We start from the raw sequence: 24616 nt of genomic DNA on the forward strand, positions 1-24616 counted from the left end.
CCCACGTCGTGCCGCCCCCGCCGGTCGCCGCCCTGGGCATCGCCGCAGGGACCGGCGGGCACCGCTCGGTCGACCAGCTCCCGGCACCGGTGGGCGCCACGCCTCCCTTCGCCGGGCCGCGGACCGGCAGCAGCGCCGACGACGGTGGCGGGACCGGATCCCCTCCCCCACCCGGTGCCGGTCGGCGGCAGGGGCGCTCGTCCCGCGGTCCCGGTCGGCGGCGGGCCCGCACGCTGGCGCTGATGGCCGTCGTCGCCGCCGTGGTGGCCGCCCTCGTCCTGGTCAGCGTGGTGTTCCTCCGGTCCGACGGCTCCAGCGGCAACGGCAGCGGCGGCACCGCCGCGCAGCCCACGGCCGCGCAGAGCCCGCCACCGCCGGAGATCGCGGCCAGCGTCCCGATCCCGACGGCGGGCCCCGTCGTCCCGGTCGGCGCCACCCCCGGTTACGTCCAGGTCGCCCCGAACGGACGCTTCGCCTACATCGCCAACCGCGAGGCGCGGGTGGTCACCGTGTTCGACACCGCCCTGGCGGCAGTGACCGCGACCATCGCCATCGGGGCCGGCCCGCCGCAGTTCATCACCTTCTCCCCCGACGGGAGGACCGCCTACGTCACCGTCTTCACCAAGGACCACTCGGTCAACGTCGTGGTGTTCCTGGACACCGCGACGAACGAGGTGGTCCGGACCGTGCCGGTGGGGCAGCGCCCCTTCGCCCCGGCGACCACCCCGGACGGCCGCCTGCTCTACGTGCCCAGCCACGACGAGGGACGCGTCGACATCGTGGACACCACCAGCGGCGAGGTCGTCGGCGAGGTCCCGACGCCGCCGAACCCGCACTGGGTGGTGTTCAGCAACGACGGCGCGTTGTTCTACACCGCCGACCACGAGTCCGGCGTGGTCACCGTGTTCGACTCGGCCACCAACGGGCTCGTCGCCGAGATCCCCGTCGGCAGGGCACCGCACAGCCTCGCCGTCTCCCCGGACGGCACGCGCGTGTAGGTGGTGAACTACGAGAGCAACACGCCCTCGGTGATCGACACGGCCACCAACGCCGTGGTCGCCACGGTCGACATCGGGCTCCGCCCCCAAGACGTCACCTACGCCCCCGACGGCCGGCACCTGTACACCGCCAACGTCGACGCCGGCACGGTCGACGTCGTCGACACGGCCACCCACGTCGTGACGGCGCGGATCCCGACCGGCACCTCACCGTCCAGCATCTCCGTGCTGCCCGACGGCCGGCAGGCCTTCGTCACCAACCTCGGTGACGGCACCGTCCGGGTCCTGGACATCACGGCGGTCTAGTCCATCAGCGGGTCGGCGTCCTCGTCGGCGGTGAACGCCGCCCACAACGCCGCGTAGGCACCGCCGGCGGCCAGCAGCTCGGCGTGCGGCCCGACCTCGACCACCCGGCCGTGCGCGAGCACCGCGACCCGGTCGGCCCGGGCGGCGGTGGTCAGCCGGTGCGCCACCACGAGCGTCGTCCGGCGGCGCGCCACCGCGTCGGCCGCCCGGGTGACGGCGGCCTCGGTGGCCAGGTCCAGCGACGCCGTCGCCTCGTCGAACAGCAGGACGTCGGGGTCGACCAGCTCCGCGCGGGCCAGTGCGAGCAGCTGCCGCTGGCCGGCCGAGAGCGCCCGCCCCCGCTCCCCCACCCGCGTCCGGTAGCCACGCGGCAGCCCGGCGACCATGTCGTGCGCGCCGACCGCCCGCGCCGCCGCCTCGACGTCGGCGTCGGTGGCCTCGGGCCGGCCGTAGGCGATCGCGTCGCGCACCGAGCCGGCGAACAGGTACGCCTCCTGCGGCACGACCCCCAGCCGGTGCCGGTACTGCAGCAGGTCCACCGAGCGCAGGTCGGCGCCGTCGACGCAGACCGCGCCGGACGTCGGGTCGTAGAACCGGGCGACCAGCTTGACCACCGTCGACTTCCCGGCCCCGGTCTCCCCCACCAGCGCCACCGTCTCCCCGGGTGCGACGGTGAGCGAGACGTCGCGCAGCGCCGGGGTGGGGGCACCGTGATACGCGAAGGTGACGTCGGCCAGCCGCACCTCGCCCCGCAGCCGGCCGACCGGCCGGGGGTCGGCGGCGGCCGGCGTCGACTCCGGTGTGCGGAGCAGGTCCCGGAGCCGGCGCAGCCCGACCGAGGCCTGCTGGTAGCTGTCGAACACCTGGGACAGCTGCTGCACCGGGGAGAAGAAGGTGTCCACGTACAGCACGAAGGCGATCAGCACGCCGGCGGTGATGCTGCCCGAGGTGAGCCGGGCGGCCCCGACGGCGAGCACCGCGGCCGCGGCGACCTCGGAGAGGAACTCGACGAACGGGAAGTAGATCGAGATGTAGCGCTGGGCCCGCAGCCGGACGTCGCGGTAGCGCCGGGCGTAGCCCTGGAAGACGGCGGTCGAGTGCTCGGAGCGGTTGAACGCCTGGGTCACCCGCACCCCGGCGACGTCCTCCTGCAGCCGGGCGTTGACCGCGCTGACCCGCTCCCGCGCCTCGGTGTAGGCCGGCACCGAGCGGGACCGGAACCAGACCGTGGCCACGGCCAGCACCGGCAGGGTCGCCACCAGCACCAGGGCCAGCTCGCCGTCGAACAGGACCAGCGCGACCAGCACCCCGACCAGGGTGAGCACGCTGACCACCGCCGTGGTCAACCCGGTCTGCAGGAACGCCGACAGCGCGTCGACGTCCGTCGTCATCCGGGTCATGATCCGGCCGCCGAGCTCGCGCTCGTAGTAGTCCAGGCCGAGCCGCTGCAGCTGGGCGAAGGTCTTCACCCGCAGCGTGTAGAGCAGCCGCTCACCGGTCCGGCCGGTCAGCCAGGCCGCGCCGCGGGCCACGGCGAAGTCGGCGAGCACGACGGCCAGCGCGATCCCGGCGATGCCGAGCAGGTAGGACAGCGAGCGCTGGGCGATGCCGTCGTCGACGCCCTGGCGCACCAGGGCGGGGATGGCCAGCTGCGCCGCGGTGTCGGCCGCGACCAGGACGAGGGCGGCGGCCAGCGGCCAGCGGAACGGCCGGAGCAGTCGCTCCAGCGTGAACGCCCGGTCCGCGGCGCGGGCCCGCTCGGCGGGCACGTCGGGTTCCTCGTCCGCGGGCGGGAGGCGGTCGACCAGCGCCCGCAGCGCCGCGGTCGGCGCAGCGGCCGCCATCGCCGCGCCCCGCCCGCCGATGGAGGCGGCCGCAGCGCGGGAGGGGCCGGCGTCCTCCGCCTCGTCGGGCTCGGCCTCGGGCCAGGCCGCCGGCGTGGTCCCGCCGGGCGGCAGCTCCTGCTCCACCGGCGGCAGCTCGCCGTCGGCACCGGAGAGCAGCAGCCGGTACAGCGGCGAGCGCGCCTCCAGCTCCGCCGCGGTGCCGACGTCGACCACCCGGCCGGCGTCCAGGACGGCGACCCGGTCGGCCAGCGCCAGCGTCGACCGGCGGTGGGCCACCAGCAGCGTCGTCCGGCCGACCACCTCCTCGCGCAGCGCCTCGTGGATCCGGGCCTCCACGGCCGCGTCGACGGCGGAGGTCGCGTCGTCGAGCACCAGCACCCGCGGGTCGACCAGCAGCGCCCGGGCGAGCGCGACCCGCTGCCGCTGCCCGCCGGACAGGGTCAGCCCCTGCTCACCGACGACGGTGTCGTAACCGTCGGGCAGCTCGCTGATGAAGCCGTCGGCCTGGGCGGCGCGGGCAGCGGCGCGCACCTCGTCGTCCCCGGCGTCCGGGCGGCCGAAGGCGATGTTGGCCCGCACGGTGTCGGAGAACAGGAAGCTGTCCTCGAACACCACGCCCAGCGCCGCCCGCAGCTGGTGGGTGTCCAGGTCCCGGACGTCGCTGCCGCCGATCCGCACCCTGCCGGCGGAGACGTCGTAGAACCGCGGCAGCAGGGTGACCACGCTGGACTTGCCCGACCCCGCGGTGCCGATCAGCGCCAGGGTCTCCCCCGGCTCCACCCGCAGCGAGACGCCGGTGAGCACCGGCCGGTCCGGCGAGTGGCCGAAGGTGACGTCGTCCAGCTCGACGGTCAGCGGCCCCTCGGGGAGCGCGCCGGTGCCCGACACCAGCGTCGGCCGCGCGTCGATGACCTCGAGCACCCGCTCGACGCCGGCGCGGGCCTGCTGCCCGATGGTCAGCACGGCGGCGAGCTGGCGCACCGGTGACACCAGCGTGGCCAGGTAGGTCGCGAAGGCCAGGAAGGTGCCCAGCGTGATCGACCCGCGCAGCGCCAGCCAGCCGCCGAGCGCCAGCACCCCGACCTGGCCCAGCGCCGGGATCGCCTGCAGCAGCGGGTTGTAGCGCGAGGTGAACCGGACCACCCGCATCCGGGCGCCGAACAGCCGCCGGGCGCCCTCGTCGACCCGGTCCAGCTCGCGGTCCTCCTGACCGAAGCCCTTCACCACGCGGACGCCGGTGACCGCCGCCTCGACGTCCCCGGCGACCGCCCCGGCCTGCTGCTGCGCGGCCCAGTTGGCCGGGAACAGGTCGCGCCGGGAGCGCAGGCCCAGCCACCACAGCGCCGGGCCGACCGCCAGCGCCACCACGGTGAGCAGCGGCGACAGCCAGGCCATCACCCCGAGGGAGACGACGAACAGCAGCGCGTTGCCGGTCAGGTTGGGCAGGAAGGCCAGCAACCCCTGCACCAGCGTGACGTCGCTGATCGCCCGGCTGACCGTCTGCCCGGTCTGCAGCCGGTCCTGCGCCGGCCCGTCCAGCCGGGACAGCGCCGTCGCCAGGTCGTTGCGCAGGTCGAACTGGACGTCGAGGGAGAGCCGGCCGGCCAGGTACCGGCGGACGAACCCGGCGGCGAAGCGCAGCACGCCGGCCAGCACCAGGGCGACGACGAACGGGGTGATGTCGGCCGCCCGGCCCGACCCGCTGGCGTCCACCACCCGGTCGACGACCGCCCGGGTCAGCAGCGGCGCCACCGCGGCGATGACCGAGCCGACCAGCGCGGCGGCGAACGCGCCGACCAGGTCCCCGCGGTGGCGCAGGCAGTAGCCGATCAGCCGCTTGAGCCAGCCACCCTCGGGCGGCGGGGCCGCGGGGCGGCCGCGGGTGCCCGCGGCGTACTCGGCGGTCGCCGTCACGCGGCGTCGGGGATCGGCACGCCGTCCAGTGTGCGACGAGCTGCCGACAGTCGCGGATGGCAGGGTTGCAGACGTGGCGGAGCGGGGGTTGCGGGCGCCGGCCTGGCTGGAGGAGCTGGTCCGCACCAGCCGACCCGCGGTGCCCTGGCGGGACGTCGTCCGGTTCGCCGTCGTCGTCCCCGCCCCGCTGGCCGCCGCCCTGGCCGTCGGCGGCCTCGCCGGCAGCGCGATGGGCGCCGGGGTGTTCGCCACGATGGGGTCGCTGGCCGCCACGCTCGCGCCGCAGTCCGGTCCGCTGCGCTCCCGGATGCGCCGGGTGGCCGCCGCTTCGCTGCTCGGCGGGGTCGGCCTCGTCGTCGGGCACGGGCTGACCGGCGGCGGGTGGCTGCCGGTGGTGCTGATCGCCGTGGTGTCCGCGCTGTCGGCCCTGATCAGCTCGATCAGCGCGGCGTACTCGCTCGGGGCGCTGCAGCTGCTGGTCTACACCGCGATCTCCTCCGGGCTGGTCACGTCGCTGTCGCCGCTGGCCGAGGTCGGCTGCTTCCTGGCCGGCGCAGCCTGGGCTGCCCTCGCCGTGCTGGTGCAGTCCCGCGCCGAACCGCTCGACCCCGACCGGGCCTCGGTGGGTGCGGTGTTCACCAAGGTGGCCGACCTGCTGGAGGCGATCGGCACCGACCGCGCCGAGGACGCCCGCCGTGACCTGGCCACCGCGCTCAACGAGGGCTACGACCGGGTCATCCACACCCGCAGCAGGTCGGCCGGGCGCAGCAAAGAACTCGGCGAGCTCGCCGGGGTGCTGAACTCCGCGGCACCGCTGGTGGAGGCCGCCGTGGCCAGCGCCCGCGGCGGGGTGCCGGCCGACTCCCGGGACGTCGGCGCGGCACGGGCCCTGGCGACCGCGGTCACCCAGCGCCGCGCGGTGCTCGGCGAGCGGCCGGCCCGGGTCGAGGAGGGCCCGGCACCACGCCGGGCCGTGCGGCACGGCATCCGGCTGGTGTGGAACGTCGTGGGCGACCCCGAGGAGCGCGCCCAGGCGGCGGTCGAGCCGACCGAGCCGGACTGGCGCCTGCGGCTGCACGACCTGCAGGACAAGACGATCGGCAACGCCGACTCCCGCGCCTTCGTCGTCCGGCTGACCCTGTGCATGACCGTCGCCGAGGTGGCCCGCCAGCTGCTGCCCATCGAGCGCCCCTACTGGGTGCTGCTCACCGTGGCGATCGTGCTCAAGCCCGACTACGGATCGGTGTTCACCCGGGCCGTGCAGCGCGGCGCGGGCACGCTGCTCGGCGTCCTCATCGGCTCGCTGCTGCTCACCTTCCTGTCCCGGGACGCCTGGGTGCTGCTCCCCCTGGCGATCTCGGCCGCCGCGCTGCCCTGGGCGCGCAACGGCAACTTCGGCCTGTTCTCGGTGTTCCAGACCCCGTTCATCATCCTGCTGCTGGACCTGGCCACCCCCAGCGGCGCGCAGCTGGTGGGCGCCCGGCTGGTGGACACCCTGATCGGCTGCGGCATCGTGCTCGTGTTCGGCTACCTGCTCTGGCCGCAGACCTGGCGCGCGCCGCTGGACGACGCGCTGCGCGGCGCGGCGCTGGCGCTGGACCGGTTCATCGAGGCGGCATTCGACGAGGGCCCGGTGGAGACCCGCCGCGCCCGGCGGGCAAGCTACCGGGCGCTGACCGAGCTGCAGACGCAGTTGCAGCGGCGGCTGGCCGAGCCGCCGCCGATCAGCACCCGGGCAGCGGCGTGGTGGCCGGTCATCGTGCAGCTGGAGCGGACGTCGGACGCCGTCACCGAGGCGGTCATCGCGATGCGCGCGGGCGAGCCGGTGCCCGAGCCCGCCCAGGTCGCCGTGCTGCGTCGGGCCGTGCGGGGACTCGAAGAGGACCTGCGCGAGCACCGGGTGCCCGACGACGCCGAGATCGACGCCGAGGGGGTGCTGGCGCCGGTCGCCCGGGAGGTCGACGCCGCGCGTCGGCTGGTGCGCGAGACGACGCCGGGTCGGCGGGTCGGCGTCCGCGGCGCCGACGACTGACCCCGGGAAACCGCTGGCCAGGCGAGTGGAGGAACACCTACCGTTCCTCCTCGCCCGGGGTCGGCAGCCGGACGGCATCGCCGTCGCAGGTCCTGCGGATCGGCTCCGGGCACGCCATGTCAGGGCAGACGTCTGCGGACCGTCCGGGGTTCGACTCCCCAGGCCGTCCGGTGCGCGGTCACCCCGGTGCGGCCGGTCTGCGACACCTCGGTGCCCCCCGTCCGTGCCCGGCTCCGCACCGGCCGGTCGCCCCGGCGGGCAGGTCATCGGAGCGGCAGGGAGGAGGGAGGGGCGTGCGCATCGTCGCCGCTGAGTGGGAGCGGGTCCTGGTCTACCGGGACGGCCGCTTCGTCGAGGTGCTCGAGCCGGGCAGGCACCGGCGGGCCCGCCGGCGGCAGCGGTTCGTCCACGTCGCCGTCCGCCCGCGGCTGCTCGTCGTCCCAGGCCAGGAGGTGCTCACCGCCGACGGGCTCACCGTGAGGATGAGCCTGCTCGCGACCTGCCGGACCGCCGACCCGCGGCGCTGGCACGAGGCGGTCGAGGACGCGGATGGCTTCGTCTACGCGGCGCTGCAGGTGGCGCTGCGCGAGGTGGTCGCCGGCCGCACGCTCGACGAGCTGCTCACCGACCGGCAGTCGCTGCCGGCCGCGCTGCGCGAGCCGGTGACGGCGCGGGCGGCAGGTGTGGGGGTCGCCGTCGAGGACGTCGCCGTCCGGGACGTGATGGTGCCGGCCGAGCTGCGGCGGGCCGCGGCCGAGGTGGCCGCTGCGCGGGCGCAGGGCCAGGCGGCCCTGGAGCGTGCGCGCTCGGAGGTGGCGGCGACCCGGGCGCTGGCGAACGCGGCGCGGATGGTCGTCGAGCAGCCGGCGCTGCTGCAACTGCGGACGCTGCAGGCGGTCGAGGCCGGCGGCGCGACGGTGGTGCTGACCACCGGCCCGATCCCCGAGCTCGGCGTCCGTCCGGCCGGCTGAGCGCCGGCACGGTCATGCCCGACGGGGAACCGACGATCGGCGGGAGGGGGTGCGGAGGTCCCCGCACCCCCTCCTCAGTCGATCAGTACCACTTGTGCGACTGCCAGAAGGCCCAGGCCTTGCACGGGGTGCCGTAGCGCTTCTGGATGTAGACCAGGCCCGCATCGATCTGCCGGTACGGGTCCGAGGTCTTGGCGATCCCGGTGCCGGCCCAGGTGGAGTTGAGGAACTGCGGGATGCCGTAGGCGGTGCTCGACGGGTTCTGCGCGTTGGGGTTCCAGCCGCTCTCCTTCTGCCAGAGCTGGTTGAGGCAGGCGGACTGGGTGGTGTTCCCGCCGAGCTTCCCGAGCGCGTAGGCCTGGTAGGCCTGCACGCCGGGCGCCGCCTGGGCCACCGACTGACCAGCGAAGGCGAAGGCGACGCAGAGCGCGAGGACGGCGGCGACGCGGTGCAGCGCGTGCCGGCGGACGCCGCGTGCCGGCGACAACCGGTCGGCGACCTGGGGTTCGAGCTGGGAGGGGGCGTGGGTCATGGGAACTCCTCGACGGTGAGGTGCGGCCGCCGTCCTCGGGACGGCAGCCGTCATCGACCAAGGCGGTCGACGGGGACACGGGTGCCTGCGGCCAGACCGGAGCTGGACCTGGCGCAGTCACCCGCGCAGGGGGTGTGGGACGAGCCCGGGCGTGCGGCACCGACGGGCGGCAACTCCGTGCCGGCCGGTCCGGTGCCGCCCGGGTGCGGGCGACGGGCGATGACCGCCCCGGCTACCTGCGGGGGCGGGACGCGCGGCGCCCGGATCCGGGGTCGCTCGCGGACATCGCGAGGCCCCGTGGGCGCACGTGTGGAGTGGTTCTCCGTTCTCCCATGGCCGCCTACCAGGTCAGCTGACGGGTTCGGGCGGGGAGAGCCCTACCCGCCCCGAGCGGAGCTCGGCGGCGGGATTCACCCCAGGTGCGGTGGGTCCCCGGCTCGCGGGTGCGATTCGGCGGCATCCGGCGCGGGCTCCCCGGGTGAGGAGAGCGAACCCGGCCGGACGCGGAAAAGTTAGGAGACTGGGCGGTTCCGCACAAGTCGGGAGCCGGTATCTGGAGAGATCTGCTGGTCGCCACGCGCGTCGGGCGTCCGCCGGGCGTGTCACTGCCCGAGCGACGACACCGAGGCCACCGGAGTCGTGCGCCGAGACGGACACGCCCGGGATCCGGGCGTCGTCTTGACGGCGTGTCGCAGATCGGACCACTCTGGAGGCGACCCCGCTGCCCGCGGGTGACCCGCGCCAGTCGTCGCCGGCGACTGGTCTCTCCCCGATCGCTCACCCCGAGCAGGAGCGGACCGCCGCGATGACCACGCGTGCCCTGACGCCCTCCCCCGTGACGCCCCTGTCACCGTCCACCGACGACCGGAGGGGCTGGTCATGGCGGTGATGCTCGGGCCGACACGTCGGCCGGACGAGGCGTGGCTGAGCCGCGAGGTGCACCGGGCCCGCGCCCTGCTCATCATGGCGGCGGTCCACGGCCAGACGGTCCGGTACGGCGAGCTGAGCCCGTTCGGCCACCTGCACTGGTACGACCGGCACGTCCTCGGCGGGGTCTTCGACCTGTGCCAGCTGAACGGGGAGCCGGACCTGACGGCCGTCCTGGCGCCCGCCGGTGAACCGCCGGAGGACGCCGTGGAGGCGCAGCGGGTCTTCGCCTGGTGGCGCGAGTCCCGGCCGGTGCTGCCGTCCGCGCGCCGCGGTGGGCGCGGAACGGCCCGGCTGTGACTCGTCGGGCAGCGCGATGGATGGCTCGGCTCCTCCCGGGTACCCGACGTCCATGACCCTCGGGATCCCCGCCCCCGGCCAGCCGGACGTCGACGTCCGGGCAACCAGCCCCCGGCAGTCCGCCCACCCGGCGGTGCAGCGGTGAGCCCGGGCCGCGGGAAGCAGATGGCCGGTCCCCGGGGCCTGGCCGCCGAGGACGGGCCGGGCGGCGGGGACCGACGGCAGAACGAGCTGACCGTCGCGGTCACCGGCCCGACCGGCACCTTCGGGGCCGGGCTGGTCCCGCTGCTGCAGGCCGACGACCGGATCACCCGGATCGTCGGGATCGCACGGCGTCCGTTCGACCCGGCCGAGCGGGGCTGGACGAAGATGGACTACCGGCGGGGCGACGTCCGCGACCCGGACTCCCTGCGCGCCGCCTTCGAGGGCGTCGACGTCGTGGTCCACCTGGCGTTCCTGGTCACCGGTACCGCAGGGCGGGAGGCCACCCGCGCGATCAACGTCGAGGGCACGCTCAACGTCTTCCGCGCGGCGGCGGGGGCCGGTGCCCACCGGTTCGTGCACGCCTCGTCCGTCGCCGCCTACGGCTTCCACCGGGACAACCCGGTCGGCATGACCGAGGACTGGCCGGTACGTCCGGCCGCTCGGCTGTTCTACGCGCAGGAGAAGGCCGAGCTCGAGCACCGGCTGGGCGCGGAGGCCTCGTCCCACCCCGACCTCGCGCTGTTCCTGCTGCGGCCGTCCCTGGTGGTGGGGCCGCACTCGTTGGGTGCCAAGGACCTGCTGCCCGGCCGGCTCGCCCCGCTCGGGCGGCTGCTGGCGGACGCGGCCAACCGGCGGCTGCCGGTCCCTGTCCCCGTCGTGGTGGCCGACCTCCCGCTGCAGCTGGTGCACGAGGACGACGTCGGCCAGGCGCTGGTGCGCTGCGTGCTCGGCTCCGGACCGCCGGGGGCGTACAACATCGCCGGCGACGGCGTGCTCAGCACGGCCGACGTGGCCCGGGAGTACGGGGCGATCGCGTTGCCGGTGCCGGGTGGGCCGGCTCGGCTGACCGCGCGGGTGGTCTCCCGGCTGCCGTTCCTGCCGGCTGCGGCGGAGTGGGTCGAGGCCGCGACCCACCCGGCGATCATGGACACCACGAAAGCCAAGGAGCAGCTCGGGTGGCGTCCCCGCCACTCCGGGCGGGAGGCCCTGCGGTCGATGCTCGAACGCACCGGCTGAGCCGGCGGTCCTGCCCGTCAGCGCGCTCGGACGAGCACCCTGCCGACGGCCCGGCGCTCGTCCAGCTCCCGGATCGCCGCGGCGGCGTCCTCCAGCGGGAAGACCGGGCCGAGCGGCGGGTCGATCGCGCCAGACCCGATCAGCGGCACCAGGTCACGCCACTGCCGGGCGGGGTGGCCGGGTTCGTCGGACCAGAACTCGGCCGAGGCCACGCCCAGCACGGAGGTGTTGGTCAGCAGCAGCCGGTTGACGGTGACGGTGGGGATCTCACCACCGGTGAAGCCGAGGACGAGCAGCCGGCCCTCCCGGGCCAGCGAACGCAGCGAGTCGGTGAACCGGTCACCGCCGACCGGGTCCACGACCACGTCCACCCCGCGGCCCCCGGTCAGCCGGCCGACCGCATCGCGGAAGCCGTCCACCGGCACCGCGTCGTGCGCTCCGGCCCGCCGGGCGACCTCCTCCTTCTCCGGGGTCGACACGACCGCGATCACCCGCGCGCCGTATGCCGCGGCCAGCTGGCAGGCTGCGCTGCCGAGGCCCCCGCCGGCGCCGTGCACCAGCACGGTCTCGCCCCTCGTCAGCTGCGCGCGGCGGGTCAGCGCGAAGTGTGCCGTCAGGTAGTTCAGCGGCAGTGCAGCGGCCTTGTCGAACGGCAGGCCGTCGGGCAGCGGGAACACCATGTGCCGGTCGACCGCGACGCTCTCGGCGAGGCCACCGGTGACCGGCATCGCCGCCACCCGGTCACCGGCGCGGAGGTCACCGGCATCGGCCCGCACCACCCCCGACACCTCCCACCCGGGAGTGAACGGCAGGTCCGGACGCCGCTGGTACTCCCCGCGGGTCTGCAGCACGTCCGGGAAGGTGACACCGGCGTACTCGACGTCGATGAGCACCTGGTGCGACTCCGGCACGGGCTCCGGCCGCTCCTGGACCCGCACGGCATCCGGCCCGGTGAGCGCCGTGATCACTGCAGCACGCACGGCTCACGCCCGAGCGATCACGAGGTGGCCCACCAGATCGCAGGCCTCCGCCGGCGCTCCTCGTCCACCCGGACTCACTCCGAGGGCAGGGCAGCGCAGACGGCCAGCTCGAGAACGTGCCGCAGGTCCTCGAACCGCTCGGGAGCGGTGCTCGGGGTGATCTGGGCGTTGACCGACACGGTGACGGTCCGTCGCCCGTCCTCGGTCGCGGCGGCGAACTGAGTGTAGCCGAGCGTGTTGCCGGTGTGCCCGTAGACGGTGCCGCAGCGGGTGTCGTACCGGAAGAGCCCCAGCCCGGCGGAGTTCTCGCCGGGCCCGGGTGGCTCCGAGGACCCCGGCCTGAACCGGAACTGCTCTGCTCGCGTGGCGGCGTCGGTGAAGGCGCCTCGCACGTCCGCGCCGATGAAGCGCGCGAGGTCGGCCGGCGTCGAGACGATCCCGCCCGAGGCCCAGCTCCACCCCGCGGCCACCAGGGTGGTGACGTCCTCCGGCGGCTGCTCCGACACGTCGTGGCCGGGGAGGTGCGGCGTCGGCATCTCCGGTCCGTCGGGGAGGGAGGTGTCGACCAGGCCGGCCGGGGCGAGGACCGCCCGCTCGAGCGCGGTCTCGTAACTGCGGCCGGTGGCCGACTCGATCATCAGGGCCACGATGACGTTGTCGGAGTTCGAGTACTCGTACTGCGTGCCGGGAGGGAAGCGCAGAGCCGGGTCGTCGACGAAGGACAGGAGCTGCCGAGGTGGCGGCGCGACCTGCAGGGACTCGAGCAACGCCGCGACGAAGCGCTCGCTCCGGCTGAAGTCCGGGATGCCGCTGGTGTGGCCCAGCAGCTCGCGCAGCGTCACGTCCGCCCAGGCGTGCGGCAGGTCGGGCAACCAGGTGCCGACGCGGTCATCGAGCGACAGGACCCCGACCCGGACCAGCGCCAGCGCGGTCGCTGCGTTGAACGCCTTGGCCGCGCTGGCGATGCGCATCGCATCGCCCACGTGCGGCGGCCGACCGGTGGTGAGGTCGCCGGTCCCCGCGGTCTGCACCGACAGCCGCGGCCCGTGTCCCAAGGTCACGAGGACCCCGGGAGGTCCGCCCGGTTCCTGCACCAGGTCGGCCAGTGCCTCCTGCAGCGCCTCGGTCGCCGGCGGGTGCTGGTCGTCGGCCACGGCCGGCGCCGCGCCCCACCAGGAGGACGACGGGATCACGAGCGCTGCGATCAGGGCCATCCCTCGTCGCGCCCCGCGTCCCGGACCTGGCATGGGCGGAAGCTACCGCCAGCACCTTCCTCTCCCCCTGCCCGACCGCGCGGCCCCGGGGGACCAGCAGCATCGGCCGCTCGGCGTGCACCGGTCGCACACGGGCCCTGCGACGTCCGTGACGGGTGCTCGACGCATCCCCGGCGCGCGAGGAGGGCTCGGTCGCCCACGGCGATGAGTTCCGCCCCGCCCGCGGGTCCGAGCTGCTGACCACCACGACCGCCCCCGGGAGGGACCGCAGTGATGACCGAGGCCGATCACACCGATCAGGACAGCGGGCCCCGCGCTCCCGCGCCCCACCCGATGCTCCGCGAGCTCGACGTGCTGGAGGGCACCTGGCGGCTCGAGGGCCGTGACCTCGACGGCAGCTCGCCCTTCACCGGCACGGTGACCCGGCGCTGGCTCCCCGGTCGCCACTTCCTCGTGCAGACCACGACGATGGACGGCGACGAACACGAGGGAGCCGAGTACATCGGCTACGACCACGCCCAGCAGGTGCTGCGCTCGATGTTCTTCAGCAACGAGGGGCCGGGTCCGTTCTGCTCGTTCGCGCTCGAGTACGTCTGGCAGATCGAGGGGGACGACCTCACGATCTGGCACGGCGCCAAGGACTCCCCGGCGCGGTTCAGCGGCACGATCGACCGCGACGCCGGCACCATCGACGGACGGTGGGAGTGGCCCGGCGGCGGCTACCAGGCCACCGCGACCCGCGTTAACGAGCGAGCGTGAGCGGGTGACCGCAGCCGACGGTGCCCGGCACCTCGACCTCGGTGCTCCGCACCGGTCGCAGGACCGGCACTCGCCGGGGTGGTGGGCGCGGAGGGGTTCGAACCCCCGACCACTCGCTTGTAAGGCGAGCGCTCTACCACTGAGCTACGCGCCCGTGCGGCCGGGGCCGTCGGCCCCGGCCGCCCAGGACTAGGCGGCCGCCAGCTGGCTGACCGCGTCCTTCCAGCCGGACTGCGCCCGCGCGTCGCCGGGCTGGTTGACCTCGGCGAAGGCCACCTTGCCCTCGGCGTCGACGAGGAAGGTCCCGCGCAGCGCCATGCCGGCCTTGTCGTTGAACACCCCGTAGGCCTGGGCGACGGCGCCGTGCGGCCAGAAGTCCGACAGCAGCGTGAAGTCGAACCCCTCCTGCGCCCGGAAGGCCTTCAGGCTGAACGCCGGGTCGGTGGAGATCGCGACCACCTGCACCCCGGCCTCGGTGTAGGTGGCCAGCTCGTCGCGGAGCTGGCACAGCTCACCGGTGCAGATGCCGGAGAAGGCGAACGGGTAGAAGACCACCAGCACCGGGGCTCCGCGCATCCCGGCGAGGGAGACGACCTGCCGGTCCTGGTCGGGGAGGCTGAACTCGGGCGCGGTGTCGCCGACGGAGATGCTCATCCCCCGATCGTGCCGCACGGCCGCCCGCACGCACGTCCCGGCCCCCTCGCAGGGTCCCGCCGTCGGCCCCGTCCAGAGGCTCGCCCTGAGCTTGCGAAGGGTGAGGAGGACGGGTCCTTACTCAGCGGCGGGAGCGCGCGGCCTTGGGGGTGACGAGCCGGATCCCGGACCAGTCCTTGGCCGCGGAGATGCTCGACGTCTGCTGCAGCCCGGCGGTGGGCGCGGCCTCGGTGACGTCACCGGGCTCGACGTGACCGGGGCGCCCGGACTTGGGCACCAGCAGCCAGACGACGCCGTCCTCGGCGAGCGAGGCGATGGAGTCGACGAGGGCGTCGATCAGGTCGCCGTCCTCCTCGCGCCACCACAGCAGGACGACGTCGGCCACCTCGTCGGAGTCCTCGTCGACCATCTCGCCGCCGGACAGCTCGACGACCGAGTCGCGCAGGTCCTCGTCGGCGTCCTCGTCCCAGCCGAGCTCCTGCACGACCATCCCCGGCTTGATCCCCAGCCGGGCAGCCATGCTGGTGCTCCCCGAGTCGACGCTCATCCCTGCTCGTCCTCCGTGTGCTCGACGTCCCGGTCGGTGCCGGGTGCGGTGGTGTGCGGTGTCCGGTGCCCCGTGGCGGTGTGCTGCGAGGCGGTGGTGTTGGAGGGATCGTGCCCTGTCCCGGGCCGTCCTGCCTGGCCGGGACCCCTCATCGGCCCACACCGACCCCCTCCGCACCGGTGCTGAGAGGCCCGCGGTGCGTCGTCCCCGTCCCCCGGGGGTGCGCCGCTCCGGGGCCACCGTTGGAGCGGAGCGTAGGGCATCACGGGGCAGGCGCAAGGCCCGATGGCCAGTCTCCGGCCGCGCCGTCGTCCCGTCCGGGAGACCTCCAGCGGGGTACGCGTGACGGGGACCGCTCCGACAGGAGACGATGGGGGCATGAGCGCACCGCAGCAGTCGGACGGGGACCCCGCCCGCAACGCAGGAACCCCTCGCGCGGTCATCACCGACGGGCGGTCCAGCCAACTCCCGGACACCGACCCCGACGAGACCCAGGAGTGGCTGGACTCGCTGGACGCGGTCGTCGACCACGCCGGCCGCGGCCGCGCGCGCTACCTGATGCTCCGCATGATCGAGCGCAGCCGAGAGCAGCAGGTCGGCGTCCCCGCGCTCCGCAGCACCGACTACATCAACACCATCCCGCCGGAGCAGGAGCCGTGGTTCCCCGGCGACGAGGACGCGGAGCGGAAGATCCGGCACGCGATCCGCTGGAACGCCGCGATCATGGTGCACCGCGCACAGCGGCCCGGGATCGGCGTCGGCGGGCACATCTCGTCCTACGCGTCGTCGGCGATGCTCTACGAGGTCGGCTTCAACCACTTCTTCAAGGGCAAGGACCACCCCGGCGGCGGCGACCAGATCTACTTCCAGGGTCACGCCTCGCCCGGCATCTACGCGCGCGCCTTCCTCGAGGGCCGGCTCGACGAGAACCAGCTCGACGGGTTCCGCCAGGAGGTCAGCCACCCCGGTGGCGGGCTGCCGTCCTACCCGCACCCGCGGCTGGCGCCGGAGTTCTGGGAGTTCCCCACCGTCTCGATGGGCCTCGGCCCGATGAACGCGATCTACCAGGCGCGGTTCAACCGCTACCTGCACAACCGCGGCATCGCCGACACCTCCGACCAGCACGTGTGGGCCTTCCTCGGTGACGGCGAGACCGACGAGCCGGAGTCGCTCGGCCCGATCGGGCTGGCCGCGCGCGAGGAGCTGGACAACCTCACGTTCGTCATCAACTGCAACCTGCAGCGCCTCGACGGCCCGGTGCGCGGCAACGGCAAGGTCATCCAGGAGCTGGAGTCCTTCTTCCGCGGCGCCGGCTGGAACGTCATCAAGGTGGTCTGGGGCCGCGGCTGGGACAAGCTGCTGGCCGCCGACCGCGACGGCGCGCTGGTCAACCTGATGAACAGCACCCCGGACGGCGACTACCAGACCTACAAGTCCGAGGACGGCGCCTTCGTCCGCGAGCACTTCTTCGGTCGTGACCCGCGCACCCGCAAGCTGGTCGAGGGGATGAGCGACAAGGAGGTCTGGGACCTCGCCCGCGGTGGCCACGACTACCGCAAGGTGTACGCCGCCTACAAGGCCGCGACCGAGCACAAGGGCCAGCCGACGGTCATCCTGGCCAAGACCATCAAGGGCTGGACGCTGGGCAGCCACTTCGAGGGCCGCAACTCCACGCACCAGATGAAGAAGCTCACCGCCGAGGACCTGGTGGGCTTCCGCGACCGGCTGCAGATCCCGATCGCGGACGAGCAGCTGGACAAGACGCTGCCGCCCTACTACAAGCCGGACGCCGACTCCCCCGAGATCCAGTACATGCTCGAGCGGCGTCGTCAGCTGGGCGGGTCGGTACCGCGGCGGCGGTCGGAGCACAAGCCGCTGAAGACCCCGGAGGACAAGGCCTTCGACGTCCTCAGGCGCGGCTCGGGCAAGCAGGAGGTGGCCACCACCATGGCCTTCGTCCGGCTGCTCAAGGAGCTGATCAAGGACAAGGAGCTCGGCCCGCGCTTCGTCCCGGTCATCCCCGACGAGGCCCGCACCTTCGGGATGGACTCGCTGTTCCCGACGCAGAAGATCTACAACCCGCACGGGCAGAACTACACGTCGGTCGACCGCGAGCTGATGCTGGCCTACAAGGAGTCGGCGCAGGGCCAGATCCTGCACGAGGGGATCAACGAGGCCGGGTCCGCGGCGTCGTTCATCGCCGCCGGCACCTCCTACGCCACGCACGGCGAGGCGATGATCCCGATCTACATCTTCTACTCGATGTTCGGGTTCCAGCGCACCGCCGACGAGTTCTGGGCGGCCGCCGACCAGATGACCCGCGGCTTCCTGCTGGGCGCCACCGCCGGCCGCACGACGCTCAACGGTGAGGGCCTGCAGCACGAGGACGGCCACTCGCTGCTGATCGCCGACACCAACCCCGCGGTGGTCAGCTACGACCCGGCGTTCTCCTACGAGGTCGGGCACATCACCAAGGACGCCCTGGCTCGGATGTACGGCAACGACCCGGGCGCTCCGCTGGGCGGGCACCGCGACCCGAACGTCATGTACTACCTGACGATCTACAACGAGGCCTACGTCCAGCCGGCCGAGCCCGAGGACCTCGACGTCACCGGGCTGCTGGCCGGCATGTACCGCTACGCGGAGGGCCCGCAGGACGACGGGCCCAGGGCGCAGGTGCTGGCCTCGGGTGTGGCCGTGCCGTGGGCGTTGCGCGCCCAGGAGCTGCTGGCGAATGACTGGGGGGTGTCGGCCGACGTCTGGTCGGTCACCTCGTGGACCGAGCTGCGCCGCCAGGCGCTCGAGGTCGACCAGTGGAACCTGCTGCACCCGGCGGAGGAGCCGAAGGTCCCCTTCGTCACCGAGCGGCTGAGCGGCACCGAGGGCCCGGTCGTCGCGGTGTCGGACTGGATGAAGGCCGTCCCGGACCTCATCGCGCCCTTCGTCCCCGGCGGGATGGCCACCCTGGGCACCGACGGGTTCGGGCTCTCCGACACCCGCCCGGCGCTGCGGAGGCACTTCCTCGTCGACGCCGAGGCGATCGTCGTCCGCACGCTGGCCGCGCTGGCCACGCGCGGGCAGGTCGACCGCGACGTCGTCCGCCAGGCGCTGGAGAAGTACCAGGAGCGCGACGAGCAGGCGGCTCCGGAGGAGCGTCGGACCGACGACCACCCGGCCACCTGACGACGGTCAGAACGGCCCGCCCTGCACGGGGCGGGCCGTTCTGCGTTCAGGCCAGGGCGTTCAGCGCCATCTGGACGTACAACGCCACGCCGCTGGGCAGGGCGTCCTCGTCGAAGACGACGTGGTTGGAGTGGTTGCCCGGTGCGGTGGCAGGGTCGAGCTCCGGCGGGCAGGCTCCGAGGAACGCCATCGCGCCGGGCACCCGCTCGAGCACGTAGGAGAAGTCCTCGGCGCCCATCAGCGGCACCGGCATGACGGCGCTGGCCTGCTCCCCCAGCAGCGCGGCGGCCGTCGCCGTCACCTGGGCGGCGACGTCGGCGTCGTTGACCGTCACCGGGTAGCCCTCGACGTGCACGAACTCCGCGGTCATGTCGTGCGCCAGCGCCACGTGCTCCCCGACTCGCTGCACCGAGGCCAGGACGTCGTTCCGCCGCTCCGGCGAGAGGGTGCGGATCGTGCCGTGCACGAGGGCGGTCTCCGGGATGACGTTGTCGGTGTGGCCGGCCTCCAGGTGCCCGACGGTGACCACGGCCGGGTCGAAGACGTCGGTGCGCCGGGTGACCATCGACTGCAGCGCCAGGATGATCTCGGCGGCCACCGGCACCGGGTCGGCGGCCAGGTGCGGGGTCGAGGCGTGCCCGCCGCGGCCGTGCACGGTGACCGTCCACTGGTCCGCCGAGGCCATCATCGGGCCGGGCCGGACGTTGATCGTGCCGCTGCGCCACATCGTGGAGACGTGCAGCGCGAACGCCCCGCTCACCGGTGCCTCCGGGACGGCGTCGAGCAGTCCCTCCTCCAGCATGAACCGGGCACCGTGGTACCCCTCCTCGCCCGGCTGGACCATGAACACGACCTGGCCGGCGAGGGCGTCCCGGCGCTCGCTGAGCAGCCGGGCGGCGCCCAGCAGCATCGCGACGTGCGTGTCGTGGCCGCACGCGTGCATCACGCCGGGCACCTCGGAGGCGAAGTCCAGGCCGGTGTCCTCGTGCACCGGCAGGGCGTCCATGTCGCCGCGCAGCAGGTAGGTCGGACCGGGGCGGGCACCGCGGAGCACCCCGACCACCGAGCTGGTGCTGGAGCCGGTGGTCACCTCGATGGGCAGGTCGGCGAACGCGTCCAGCACGATCGCCTGGGTCTTCGGCAGGTGCAGGCCGATCTCGGGCTGCCGGTGCAGCCGACGGCGGAGGTCGACGGTGCGGGCGGCGTCGGCGCGGGCGGCGGCGAGCAGGTCAGCGGCGGTGGGATCTGCGGGCATGCCGCCCAGTCTGTGGCAAGGCGGTCAGCGGGGACGACCCGCGGCGGGCTGGTAGGTCCGTCGAGGCGGCGCGCGCCTCACCGCGCCCAGGCGGGCCGCGCGGCGTCCAGCTGCCAGACGCAGACGAGGGCCCCGCCGGGGACCGGTCCCTCGCCGAGTGCGGTCGTGACGTCGCCGTCCCGGACGACGACGCGCAGCCCGGGCGGGACGTCCGGCCCCGCCGCGCCGGTCCACAGCCGGGCGTCGGCGCGGCCGAGGTCCACCCATCCGGTCGGCCGCAGCAGCACGTCGTGCGCGGGCTGCCCGGCGGGCTCGGCCGCCCGCAGGTAGGTCTGCAGGACGTGCGCTCCCCCGGTGCCGGCCACCTCGTCGTGCTCGAGGCCCCGGCCGGCCCGCAGCACCGCGACGTCGCCCGGGCCGAGCACCGCCTCCCGCCCCCAGGCGTGCCGGAGCGAGCCGGCCAGCACCACCGCCACGACGTCGACGGCCGCGTGCGGGTGCCGTCCGTACCCGGCGCCCGGGCCGAGCCGGTCGTCGGCCAGCCGCAGCAGCGGCCCCAGCGACCCGTCGTCGGGGGCGAGCAGGACGTCGGACGTCAGCACGTCAGTTCTCCTCCCGTCGTCGCCGGCCCCCTCCCGGGGCCCGCCTCGAACCTGCGAGGGGCGGGGAGGAGAGAGTCCTCCTCCATCGTCATCCCCGCTCCGGGCGCAGGGCGGCGCGGTGCCCGGGCAGGGCGCCGAAGGCCAGCGCGACCAGCAGCGTCCACCCCAGGCCGAGCGCCCAGCCGGCCAGCACGTCGGAGAGGTAGTGCACCCCCAGCCACAGCCGGGTGAGCCCGACCAGCAGCACCAGTGCCGCGCCCAGCGCCAGCCAGGTCCGCCGGGCGGGTGGCCCGAGCAGCGGCCAGACCAGGACCAGCACGATCGTCACCAGCGCGACGATCCCCGAGGCGTGCCCGCTGGGGAAGCCGAACGACCCGTAGCTCGCGCCGCCCTCGGCGAACGGTGGCCGCGGCCGGCCGACCAGGTCCTTGAGCAGGGTGGTGAGCGGGCTGACGCCGGCAGCGGCGACGAGCACCCAGGCCGCCGTCCACCCCGCCCGGCGCAGCACCAGCCAGGCCAGGACCGGGAGCAGCACGACCGCGCGGGTCGCCGACAGACCGGGCGCGGTGGCCACCTGGAGCAGCACCTCGACCCAGCGCGACCGGCCGTCGCCCGCGTAGAGCGCCGCGGCCACGTCCCGGTCGGTGTCCAGCAGCGGTGCGACGCCGGCGGTCACCGCCCAGGTCAGCAGCGCGACCACCACTGCGGACCCGGCGAGCGCCAGCCAGGCCGGGGCGGCGACGGAGGGAGCGCGGTTGCGGGTCTGACCCGGATGGGCGGTGTGCACCGCTCCACGATCCCCGACCGCACGCGCCGTGACACGCTGGAGGCGTGCAGGCAGCAGCGCGCGGGGCCACCCAGCCGTCGGAGGCGACGCTGCGCCGGCTGGAGCGGGCCTCCGGTGCCCTGGCCACCCAGGCGGTGGCCCGGATGGACGACGAGCTCTCCTGGTTCCGCGCGATGCCGGCAGCGCAGCGCTCCTGGGTCACCATCGTCGCCCAGGCCGGCATCGCCTCACTGGTCGAGTGGTGCCGCAACCCCGGCCGGCCGCCCCGGCTGACCGGCGAGGTGTTCGGCGCCGCACCCCGCGAGCTCATGCACGCCCTCCCCCTCCGGCGGTCGGTCGACCTGGTCAAGGTGACCGTCGAGGTGGTCGAGGACCGGGTCGAGCAGGTCGCCGAGCCCGGGGACGTCGACCGGCTGCGGCTGACCGTGCTGCAGTTCAGCCGGGAGATCGCCTTCGCCGTCGCGCACGTCTACGCCAGCTACGCCGAGAACCGCGGCGCCTGGGACGCCCGGCTGGAGGCCCTCGTCGTCGACGCGCTGGTGCGCGGTGACCGCGCCGAGGAGCTCCCCGGCCGGGCCGCCGCACTCGGCTGGACGGAGACCGAGCCGGTGGTGGTGGTCGTCGGCTCCGCTCCCCCCGGCGAGCAGGACTCGAGCACCGCCGTCCGGCGGGCCGCGCGCTCGATGGGCTGCGAGGTCCTGGTGGGGGTGCACGCCCACGAGCTGGTCGTCGTCCTCGGCGGTGGGCCCGACCTCACCGCGGCCACCGCCCGGGTGTGCCGGGAGTTCGGCGCCGGCCCGGTCGTCGTCGGCCCGCGGGTCGACTCGCTGGCGCACGCCGGGGAGGCCGCCTCCGCCGCGCTCGCCGGCCTGCACGCTGCCGCCGCGTGGCCCGACGCCCCGCGGCCGGTGTCGGCCGAGGACCTGCTGCCCGAGCGCGCCCTGGACGGCGACCCGCTGGCCCGCGCCGCCCTGGCCGAGCAGGTGGCGATGCCGCTCCAGTCCGCCGGACCCGACCTGCTGGAGACGGTGCGCACGGTGCTGGGCAACGGCGGCAACCTGGAGGCCACCGCCCGGGCGCTGTTCGTGCACACCAACACCGTCCGGTACCGGCTGAAGCGGGCAGCGGAGCTCACCGGCTGCTCGGCCACCGACCCCCGCGGGGCGTGGACCCTGCAGCTGGCGCTGGCCCTCGGTCAGCTGGAGGGCGACCGCTCGCTCTGGCACTGACGACCGCTCCGGGCGGGGCCGCTGTTGTGGTCTCCGCCACCGACACGCGGTCCCAAGTCGAGTTGCCGGGCCGCCTTTTGTTGGGATCCTCCAAGAACACCCCCGTGTTGTTCGTGGGTCACCCCATCCCGCGCGGCACCCTCCGCCTGGCACGGTGAACAGGTGCTTGCCGTTCTCGCCCCCGGACAGGGTGCCCAGAAGCCCGGGATGCTCACCGAGTGGCTCGACCTCCCCGGCGCCGAGTCGTTCTTCCGGTGGGCCGGTGCGATCGCCGACGCCGACCTGCTGACGCTCGGCACGACCGGTGACGCCGAGGCCATCAAGGACACCGCGGTGACCCAGCCGCTCGTCGTCGCCATGAGCCTGTTCATCGCCCGTGAGCTCGGCGGGATGCCCGGCCCGGTGGTGCACACCCCCCACGCCGGCCGGGACGTCGTCCTCACCGGCCACAGCGTCGGCGAGCTCACCGCCGCCGCGCTGGCCGGCGTCCTCTCCGTCGAGGCGGCGATCGCGCTGACCGCGGTGCGCGGCCGGGCGATGGCCCGGTCCTGCGCGCAGACCCCGACCGGCATGTCCGCCGTCGTCGGCGGTGACCCCGACGAGGTGCTCGCGGTTCTCGAGCGGCACGGTCTCGTCCCGGCCAACCGCAACGGTGGAGGGCAGGTCGTGGCCGCCGGCGCCCTGGAGGCCCTGGACGCGCTGAAGGCCGACCCGCCGGCCAAGGCGCGGATCGTGCCGCTGTCGGTCGCCGGCGCCTTCCACACCTCCTACATGGCCTCGGCCCGCGAGGAGCTCGAGGGCCTGGTCGGTGGCCTGCGCCCGGCCGACCCCAGCCGGCTGCTGCTGTCCAACGCCGACGGCGCGGCCGTCGTCGACGGCGCCGAGGTCGTCTCCCGGCTGGTCAGCCAGGTCACCAGCCCGGTGCGCTTCGACGCCTGCCTGGCCACCCTGCGCGACCTCGGGGTCACCGCCGTCCTCGAGCTGCCCCCGGCGGGCGCGCTGGCCGGCCTGGCCAAGCGGGAGTGGAAGGGCACCGGCATCGAGGTGCTGGCGCTCACCGGCCCGGCCGACCTGGACCGCGCCCGCGAGCTGATCGCCGCCGAGCGGGGCCGGGCGGAGGGCGAGCACGCCCCCGACTGGCGGGTCGTCGTCTCCCCCGTCCGCGGCACGGTCAGCCCCGCCGAGGTGCCCGAGGGCACCCACCTGCCGGCCGGCTCCCCGCTCGGCTGCGTCCGCAGCCGCCGCGAGGAGGTCAAGGTCTCGGCCGGCTACGACGGCGTCCTCGCCGAGTGGCTGGTCCAGGACGGCGACCTCGTCGACGCCGGCGACCCCATCGCCCGTCTCTACCCGGAGGTCTCGTGACCAGCATCAAGATGCGGCCAGGGTCACCCGGCGCGCAGATCCTCGGCCTCGGCGCCTACCGGCCGCGCCGACGGGTGACCAACGACGAGCTCGCCCAGACCATGGACACCAACGACGAGTGGATCCAGACCCGGGTCGGCATCGCCGAGCGCCGGTGGGCGTCCGAGGACGAGACACTGGTCGAGATGGCCAGCGCGGCCGGTGGCAAGGCCCTGGCGGCGAGCGGCCTGGCTCCCGACGAGGTCGACCTGGTCATCCTCGCCAGCGCGAGCCTGCGCGCGCCGATCCCGGGCATCGGGCCGCAGGTCGCGCACCGGCTGGGCATCCCCCGCCCCGGCGCGTTCGACCTCAACGCCGGGTGCGCCGGGTTCTGCTACGCCCTCGGCGTGGCCTCCGACGCGATCCGCAGCGGTGACGCGCGGAACGTGCTGGTGGTCGGGGTCGAGCGGCTGACCGACGTCACCGACATGACCGACCGGACCACCGCGGTGATCTTCGCCGACGGCGCGGGCGCCGCCGTCCTCGGGCCCTCAGACGAGCCGGGCATCGGCCCGGTCGCCTGGGGCAGCGACGGCGACCAGTACACCGCCATCGAGATCGCCGCCGGGCGCTCCACGATGACCATGGCCGGCCAGGCGGTCTACCGCTGGGCGACGACCAAGCTCACCGAGACCCTCAACGAGGCGATGGACAAGGCCGGCGTCACTGCCGCCGACATCGACGTCTTCGCCCCGCACCAGGCCAACCTGCGGATCATCGAGTCGATGGTCAAGAAGCTCGGCTTCGACGAGGACACCGTCGTCGCCCGCGACGTCGTGCACTCGGGCAACACCTCGGCCGCCTCCGTGCCGCTGGCGCTCACCGCGCTGCTGGAGTCCGGCGAGGCCAGGTCCGGCGACCTGGCCCTGGTGCTCGGCTACGGCGCGGGGCTCACCTTCGCCGGGCAGGTGCTCCGGCTGCCATGAGCCGCCGAGCTGGTGCGCCTCCCCGCCCGGC

At 74.7% G+C, this 24616-nt stretch carries 20 protein-coding genes, 1 tRNA gene and 1 riboswitch; of the genes, 11 read left to right on the plus strand and 10 right to left on the minus strand.

Going from position 1 to position 24616, the window contains the following annotated elements; genetic code table 11:
- On the plus strand, positions 1 to 998 hold a 998-nt coding region (locus FHL79_RS20750), incomplete at its 5' end, for a YncE family protein (RefSeq protein ID WP_369333699.1).
- 3 nt (positions 999 to 1001) lie between these two features.
- Positions 1002 to 1304, plus strand: a complete 303-nt coding sequence (locus tag FHL79_RS20755; RefSeq protein ID WP_171058267.1) for a beta-propeller fold lactonase family protein — start codon at positions 1002 to 1004, stop codon at positions 1302 to 1304.
- Here the strand turns inward: FHL79_RS20755 and FHL79_RS20760 are convergent.
- Complete coding sequence (locus tag FHL79_RS20760) at positions 1301 to 5065, minus strand: ABC transporter ATP-binding protein (protein ID WP_138760470.1); 3765 nt, start codon at positions 5063 to 5065, stop codon at positions 1301 to 1303. The two genes, FHL79_RS20755 and FHL79_RS20760, sit on opposite strands and share 4 nt — an antisense overlap.
- A gap of 73 nt (positions 5066 to 5138) precedes the next feature.
- On the opposite strand from FHL79_RS20760, the gene FHL79_RS20765 reads away from it, so the two are divergent.
- Positions 5139 to 7097 carry an FUSC family protein gene (locus tag FHL79_RS20765; RefSeq protein WP_138760471.1) on the plus strand — a complete coding sequence of 653 codons (1959 nt, stop codon included), beginning with the start codon at positions 5139 to 5141 and terminating at the stop codon, positions 7095 to 7097.
- A 293-nt stretch (positions 7098 to 7390) separates the two neighbouring features.
- Complete coding sequence (locus tag FHL79_RS20770) at positions 7391 to 8068, plus strand: slipin family protein (RefSeq protein WP_138760472.1); 678 nt, start codon at positions 7391 to 7393, stop codon at positions 8066 to 8068.
- An 82-nt stretch (positions 8069 to 8150) separates the two neighbouring features.
- Here FHL79_RS20770 and FHL79_RS20775 read toward each other — a convergent pair whose 3' ends face one another.
- On the minus strand, positions 8151 to 8600 hold the full coding sequence (locus FHL79_RS20775) for an aggregation-promoting factor C-terminal-like domain-containing protein (RefSeq protein WP_246081063.1): 450 nt from the start codon (positions 8598 to 8600) through the stop codon (positions 8151 to 8153).
- Positions 8601 to 8922: 322 nt separating this feature from the next.
- A riboswitch (cyclic di-AMP (ydaO/yuaA leader) is annotated at positions 8923 to 9066 on the minus strand.
- 413 nt (positions 9067 to 9479) lie between these two features.
- On the opposite strand from FHL79_RS20775, the gene FHL79_RS20780 reads away from it, so the two are divergent.
- Together FHL79_RS20780 and FHL79_RS20785 are read left to right on the plus strand one after the other, a co-directional pair.
- Positions 9480 to 9827, plus strand: a complete 348-nt coding sequence (locus tag FHL79_RS20780; RefSeq protein WP_138760474.1) for a hypothetical protein — start codon at positions 9480 to 9482, stop codon at positions 9825 to 9827.
- 141 nt (positions 9828 to 9968) lie between these two features.
- On the plus strand, positions 9969 to 11048 hold the full coding sequence (locus FHL79_RS20785; RefSeq protein ID WP_138760475.1) for an NAD-dependent epimerase/dehydratase family protein: 1080 nt from the start codon (positions 9969 to 9971) through the stop codon (positions 11046 to 11048).
- Between the two features lie 17 nt (positions 11049 to 11065).
- Here FHL79_RS20785 and FHL79_RS20790 read toward each other — a convergent pair whose 3' ends face one another.
- Both FHL79_RS20790 and FHL79_RS20795 read right to left on the minus strand, forming a co-directional pair.
- A complete protein-coding gene (locus tag FHL79_RS20790; protein WP_138760476.1) occupies positions 11066 to 12028 on the minus strand; it encodes an NADPH:quinone oxidoreductase family protein in 963 nt (320 codons plus the stop codon).
- 74 nt (positions 12029 to 12102) lie between these two features.
- Entirely contained in the window at positions 12103 to 13242 is a 1140-nt protein-coding gene (locus tag FHL79_RS20795) for a serine hydrolase domain-containing protein (RefSeq protein WP_138760477.1), read from the minus strand.
- A 273-nt stretch (positions 13243 to 13515) separates the two neighbouring features.
- Here FHL79_RS20795 and FHL79_RS20800 point away from each other — a divergent pair, with 273 nt between their 5' ends.
- Positions 13516 to 14001, plus strand: coding sequence for a DUF1579 family protein (locus FHL79_RS20800; protein WP_138760478.1), 486 nt, complete (start codon positions 13516 to 13518; stop codon positions 13999 to 14001).
- 79 nt (positions 14002 to 14080) lie between these two features.
- Here FHL79_RS20800 and FHL79_RS20805 read toward each other — a convergent pair.
- From FHL79_RS20805 to FHL79_RS20815, 3 genes are all read right to left on the minus strand, one after another.
- Positions 14081 to 14155: transfer RNA gene (locus FHL79_RS20805), tRNA-Val, on the minus strand.
- A 35-nt stretch (positions 14156 to 14190) separates the two neighbouring features.
- Positions 14191 to 14655: a peroxiredoxin gene (locus FHL79_RS20810; protein ID WP_138760479.1), complete on the minus strand. Its 465-nt coding sequence runs from the start codon at positions 14653 to 14655 to the stop codon at positions 14191 to 14193.
- A gap of 121 nt (positions 14656 to 14776) precedes the next feature.
- Positions 14777 to 15202 carry a DUF3052 domain-containing protein gene (locus tag FHL79_RS20815; protein ID WP_026845370.1) on the minus strand — a complete coding sequence of 142 codons (426 nt, stop codon included), beginning with the start codon at positions 15200 to 15202 and terminating at the stop codon, positions 14777 to 14779.
- Positions 15203 to 15580: 378 nt separating this feature from the next.
- On the opposite strand from FHL79_RS20815, the gene aceE reads away from it, so the two are divergent.
- On the plus strand, positions 15581 to 18385 hold the full coding sequence (gene aceE / locus FHL79_RS20820; protein ID WP_138760480.1) for a pyruvate dehydrogenase (acetyl-transferring), homodimeric type: 2805 nt from the start codon (positions 15581 to 15583) through the stop codon (positions 18383 to 18385).
- 46 nt (positions 18386 to 18431) lie between these two features.
- Here aceE and FHL79_RS20825 read toward each other — a convergent pair whose 3' ends face one another.
- The 3 genes from FHL79_RS20825 to FHL79_RS20835 form a co-directional block, all read right to left on the minus strand.
- Positions 18432 to 19640, minus strand: coding sequence for a M20 metallopeptidase family protein (locus tag FHL79_RS20825; RefSeq protein WP_138760481.1), 1209 nt, complete (start codon positions 19638 to 19640; stop codon positions 18432 to 18434).
- Positions 19641 to 19717: 77 nt separating this feature from the next.
- Positions 19718 to 20242: a pirin family protein gene (locus FHL79_RS20830; protein ID WP_138760482.1), complete on the minus strand. Its 525-nt coding sequence runs from the start codon at positions 20240 to 20242 to the stop codon at positions 19718 to 19720.
- 88 nt (positions 20243 to 20330) lie between these two features.
- Entirely contained in the window at positions 20331 to 21029 is a 699-nt protein-coding gene (locus FHL79_RS20835; RefSeq protein ID WP_138760483.1) for a phosphatase PAP2 family protein, read from the minus strand.
- A 44-nt stretch (positions 21030 to 21073) separates the two neighbouring features.
- On the opposite strand from FHL79_RS20835, the gene FHL79_RS20840 reads away from it, so the two are divergent.
- The 3 genes from FHL79_RS20840 (at position 21074) to FHL79_RS20850 (ending at position 24585) form a co-directional block, all read left to right on the plus strand.
- Positions 21074 to 22258, plus strand: coding sequence for a PucR family transcriptional regulator (locus FHL79_RS20840; RefSeq protein WP_138760484.1), 1185 nt, complete (start codon positions 21074 to 21076; stop codon positions 22256 to 22258).
- A 162-nt stretch (positions 22259 to 22420) separates the two neighbouring features.
- Complete coding sequence (locus tag FHL79_RS20845) at positions 22421 to 23620, plus strand: acyltransferase domain-containing protein (RefSeq protein ID WP_138760485.1); 1200 nt, start codon at positions 22421 to 22423, stop codon at positions 23618 to 23620.
- Entirely contained in the window at positions 23617 to 24585 is a 969-nt protein-coding gene (locus FHL79_RS20850; RefSeq protein ID WP_138760486.1) for a beta-ketoacyl-ACP synthase III, read from the plus strand. The genes FHL79_RS20845 and FHL79_RS20850 overlap by 4 nt, the downstream gene beginning before the upstream one ends.
- Positions 24586 to 24616: the final 31 nt, after the last annotated feature.

Source organism: Modestobacter altitudinis (assembly GCF_005930475.1).
GTDB classification, from domain to species: domain Bacteria; phylum Actinomycetota; class Actinomycetes; order Mycobacteriales; family Geodermatophilaceae; genus Modestobacter; species Modestobacter altitudinis.

Bases quoted from the DNA above. Each gene is read 5' to 3' on its own strand.
- FHL79_RS20775 (WP_246081063.1), bottom strand. From the start codon at position 8,600: ATGACCCACGCCCCCTCCCAGCTCGAACCCCAGGTCGCCGACCGGTTG.
- FHL79_RS20780 (WP_138760474.1), top strand. From the start codon at position 9,480: ATGGCGGTGATGCTCGGGCCGACACGTCGGCCGGACGAGGCGTGGCTG.
- FHL79_RS20795 (WP_138760477.1), bottom strand. From the start codon at position 13,242: ATGGCCCTGATCGCAGCGCTCGTGATCCCGTCGTCCTCCTGGTGGGGC.
- FHL79_RS20800 (WP_138760478.1), top strand. From the start codon at position 13,516: ATGACCGAGGCCGATCACACCGATCAGGACAGCGGGCCCCGCGCTCCC.
- FHL79_RS20810 (WP_138760479.1), bottom strand. From the start codon at position 14,655: ATGAGCATCTCCGTCGGCGACACCGCGCCCGAGTTCAGCCTCCCCGAC.
- FHL79_RS20815 (WP_026845370.1), bottom strand. From the start codon at position 15,202: ATGAGCGTCGACTCGGGGAGCACCAGCATGGCTGCCCGGCTGGGGATC.
- aceE (WP_138760480.1), top strand. From the start codon at position 15,581: ATGAGCGCACCGCAGCAGTCGGACGGGGACCCCGCCCGCAACGCAGGA.
- FHL79_RS20825 (WP_138760481.1), bottom strand. From the start codon at position 19,640: ATGCCCGCAGATCCCACCGCCGCTGACCTGCTCGCCGCCGCCCGCGCC.